The 4545-nt window shown below is 72.6% G+C and carries 1 protein-coding gene; it reads left to right on the top strand.

From position 1 onward, the window contains the following. Nucleotides 1-4545, top strand: a 4545-nt coding sequence (locus tag DT019_RS38865) for a type I polyketide synthase (protein ID WP_147267431.1), incomplete at both ends; no start/stop codon positions are given.

Here is a 4545-nt window from a genome sequence, read left to right as displayed (position 1 = left end):
CCTCGCACACCTCACACGTGCACCCGCTGCGCGACGAACTCCTCGACGTACTGGCTTCCGTTGAGGCCCGCCCCGCCACGGTCGCGTTCTACTCGACGGTCGAGGGTCACCTGGGTGGTCCGGTGGCCGATACGACGGTGATGGGGGCGGAGTACTGGTACGCCAACCTGGCGACGGCGGTGCATTTCCAGTCGGCGACGAACGCTCTGCTGGATGATGGGCACACGCTGTTCGTCGAGGTGAGCCCGCATCCGGTTCTCACGCACGCGGTTCAGGAGACGGTCGAGCTCCGTGAGGGTGCGGGCGAGGTCGCTGTCACTGGCACGCTGCGTCGCAGTGACGACACGTGGCAGCGGATGTTGACCTCACTCGGCACCGCCTACACGCAGGGCGGGGCGCCGGTCGACTGGGCGGGCTTCTACCCCGCCACCACGCCCATCCACCTCGACCTGCCCACCTACCCCTTCCAGCGCCAACGCCACTGGCTGGAGCGGACCGGAAGTGTGGCAGACGCGGCCTCGGCCGGGCAGGTAACGGTCGAACACCCTCTGCTCGGTGCGGCAGTTGAGCTGGCGGGGTCGGACGTCACCGTGCTTACCGGCCGGGTGTCGTCGCGGACGCACGGCTGGCTGGTCGACCACACGATCTCCGGCACCGTACTGCTGCCCGGCACGGCCTTCGTCGAGATGGCGCTGCGGGCCGGGGACGAGGTCGGCAGTGAACACCTGGAGGAGCTGACCCTGCAGGCGCCACTCGCACTGTCTGCGACCGGCGGCGTCCAGTTGCGGGTGGAAGTGGGCGAGCGCGACGATGCGGGACGGCGTTCCGTGGAGGTGCACTCGCGGCCCGATGGCGAGGGGACGGGTACGCCCTGGACCTGCCATGCCACGGGCGTACTCGCCTCGGAGGGGTCGGCGCCGTCCTCGTGGGACCCACGGGTGTGGCCGCCGACCGGGGCGATGTCGGTGGACATCGATGAGTTGTACCCGGCTCTGGCCGCCGTGGGCTATCAGTACGGCCCCGCGTTCCAGGGAGTGCAGTCGGTGTGGAAGCTCGGTGACGAGGTGTACGCCGAGGTGGCGCTGGCGCGGGAGCGTCACGCCGAGGTGGCCGCGTTCGGCATCCACCCCGCGCTGCTGGACGCGGCCCTGCACGCCGGGCTCCTTCCCGACGCGGGCGCCGAAGGTGCCGCGGGTTCGCTGAGGCTGCCGTTCGTGTGGTCCGACGTACGGCTGCACGCGACCGACGCCACCAACGTGCGGGTGCGCCTGGCCCCGTCGGGTCACGACTCCCTCGTGGTCGAAGTAGCCGACACCGAGGGCGCGTTGGTCGCCTCGGTCGGGTCGCTGGCGATGCGCCCCGTCGACCCCGGCAAGCTGGGCGGGGCCGGGGGCGCCCACCAGGACGCGCTGTTGCGCATGGACTGGGTGAGCCGGGCAGTGCAGAGCGCCGACGGGATCCTGGCCGGATCGCTCGCGCTGGTGGGCGACGACGGGCTCGGGCTCGGCACCGCTCTGGATGCCGCACAGCCGCGGCGGTACGCGGACCTGTCCGCGCTGGGTGAAGCGTTCGAGTCGTCCGGCGCTTCCCGGCCCGGGCTCGTCCTGGCCTGTCACCTTCCCGACGCGCCTGCGGCCTCGGCCGAAGACGGCGCCTCCTACGACCCCGCCGCCGCCCGCACCGCACTGCTGAAGACGCTGTCCCTGGTGCAGTCCTGGCTCACCGACGAGCGGTTCGCCGACACGCGCCTCGCCGTGCTCACCCGTGGCGCGGTGACGGCCGACGGCACGGAGCGGCCGGACCTGGCCTCCGCGCCGGTATGGGGCCTGCTGCGCAGCGCGCAGACGGAGAACCCGGATCGCTTCGTCCTCGTCGACCTCGATGACGACGAGCGGTCCCTGCGCTCCCTGCCCGCCGCGCTCGCCTGCGGTGAGCCGCAGTTCGCGGTGCGCGGGGGAGAGGTTCTGGTGCCGCGGCTCGTGCGGGCCGCGGCCGACGGCGAGCCCGTCACCCCGCCCGCGTGGGATCCGGACGGCACGGTGCTGATCACCGGCGGCACCGGCACTCTGGCCGGCCACTTCGCCCGGCACCTGGTGAGCGCATACGGCGTACGGCGGCTCCTGTTGGTCAGCCGCCGGGGATCCGCCGCCCCGGGCGCGGACGCGCTGGTCGAGCAGCTCGCCGCGCTCGGTGCGACGGCCACCGCGGTGGCGTGCGACGTATCCGACCCCGATGCGCTGGCCGACCTGCTGGAAGCCATACCGAACGAGCACCCGCTGATCGCTGTCGTGCACACGGCGGGCGTACTGGACGACGGCCTGGTCTCCGCCCTGACCCCCGCCCAGCTGGAGACGGTGCTGCGACCCAAGGCGGACGCCGCATGGCATCTGCACCGGCTCACGCAGCACCTGGATCTGACGGCGTTCGTCCTGTTCTCCTCCGTGATGGGCGCGATCGGCGGCGCGGGCCAGGGCAACTACGCGGCGGCGAACGTCTACCTCGACGCACTGGCCGCCCACCGCCACGCCCAGGGACTCCCGGCCACCTCGCTCGCGTGGGGCCTGTGGGCCGAGCGCAGCGACCTGACGGGGGACCTGGACCAGGCGGACCTGGCCCGGATGGCCCGTTCCGGCCTGCTGCCCCTGCGCTCCGAAGAGGGGCTCGCCCTCTTCGACGCGGCCATGGCACTGGGCGAGCCCACGCTCGTCCCCACGCCACTGGACACCGCACGGCTCGCCCAGGACGGCAACGGAACCCTGCCCGCGGTGCTCGGCGCCCTGGTGCGTCCCCGCTCCGCCCGGCGCACCGCCGCCAAGAGCTCGGCGGGCGGCGGCGCGGGCGGACAGCGGTTCGCCGGGATGTCCGCGGCCGACGCGGAGCGCGAGCTGTTGGCGGCCGTACGCGCCCACACCGCGACCGTGCTCGGTCACGCGACACCCGAAGCGGTACGGCCGGACAGCAAGTTCAAGGACATCGGCTTCGACTCCCTTTCGTCGGTCGAGCTGCGCAACCGTCTGAGCGCGGCCTTCGGCGTACGCCTGTCGCCCACGGCCGTCTTCGACCACCCGAACCCGGCCGCGATGGCCCGCTACCTGCGCGGTGAACTGGTCGGTGAGGCCCCGGCCGCCGCCCGGCCCGTGGTCACCGCGGCCGCCCTGGACGAGCCCGTCGCGATCGTGGGCATGAGCTGCCGCCTGCCCGGCGGGGTCGGATCCCCGGAAGAGCTGTGGGAGCTGGTCGCCTCCGGCAGTCACGGCATCGCGGGCCTGCCGACAGACCGGGGCTGGGACCTGGAGAGCCTGTACGACCCCGACCCCGACCAGCGCGGCAAGACGTACGTCCGCGAGGGCGGCTTCCTGTACAACGCGGGCGAGTTCGACGCCGGCTTCTTCGGTATCGCGCCCCGCGAGGCGCTGGCCATGGATCCGCAGCAGCGGGTGCTCCTGGAGACCACCTGGGAGGCGTTCGAACGTTCGGGCATCCGCCCGGAGTCGGTGCACGGCACCCCGACCGGCGTGTTCGTCGGCGCCATGCCCCAGGAGTACGGCCCGCTGCTGCACGAGGCCCCCGAGGGCGTCGACGGCCTCCTCCTGACCGGCAAGACGACCAGCGTCCTCTCCGGCCGCCTCGCCTACTTCCTCGGCCTCGAAGGCCCAGCCGTCACCATCGACACGGCGTGCTCGTCGTCCTTGGTGGCCCTGCACCAGGCGGCGCACGCGCTGCGCCAGGGAGAGTGCACCTTCGCGGTCGCCGGCGGCGTGGCCGTGATGTCCACCCCGGGCTACCTCACCGAGTTCAGCAAGCAGCGCGGGCTGGCTCCCGACGGCCGGATCAAGTCCTACGCGGCCTCCGCCGACGGCACGGGCTGGAGCGAGGGCGTCGGAATCGTCCTCCTGGAACGCCTCTCCGACGCGCGGAAGAACGGCCACCAGGTGTTGGCGGTCGTCCGGGGCTCGGCGGTCAACCAGGACGGCGCGAGCAACGGGCTGACCGCCCCCAACGGCCCTTCGCAGGAACGCGTCATCCGCCAGGCCCTGGCCAACGCCCGCCTCATGCCGGACGAGGTCGACGTGGTGGAAGGGCACGGCACGGGCACCAAGCTCGGCGACCCGATCGAGGCGCAGGCACTGCTCGCCACGTACGGCCAGAACCGGCCGGAGGGCCGACCGCTGTGGCTCGGCTCCATGAAGTCCAACATCGGCCACAGCATGGCGGCCGCCGGTGTCTCCGGCGTCATCAAGATGGTGATGGCCATGCGGCACGGCGTGCTGCCCCGCACGCTGAACGTGGACGAGCCGACCCCGCACGTCGACTGGAGCACCGGCGCGGTCGAGCTCCTGACCGAGGAACTGCCCTGGCCGAACACGGGCCGCCCGCGCCGTGCGGGTGTCTCCTCCTTCGGTATCAGCGGCACGAACGCGCATCTCATCGTCGAGGAGGCTCCTGAGGTTGAGGGTGCTGTTGATGGTGTGGTGGGGCCGGTGGTGGTGACGGATGGGTCGGTGCCGTGGGTGGTGTCGGCGAAGTCGCGTGCGGCGTTGGAGG

Source organism: Streptomyces sp. SDr-06, assembly GCF_003324565.1.
In the GTDB taxonomy this organism is placed as follows: Bacteria; Actinomycetota; Actinomycetes; order Streptomycetales; family Streptomycetaceae; genus Streptomyces.
The sequence above is the reverse complement of the archived record's forward strand: the minus strand, read 5'-3'. Positions and strand labels throughout refer to the sequence as shown.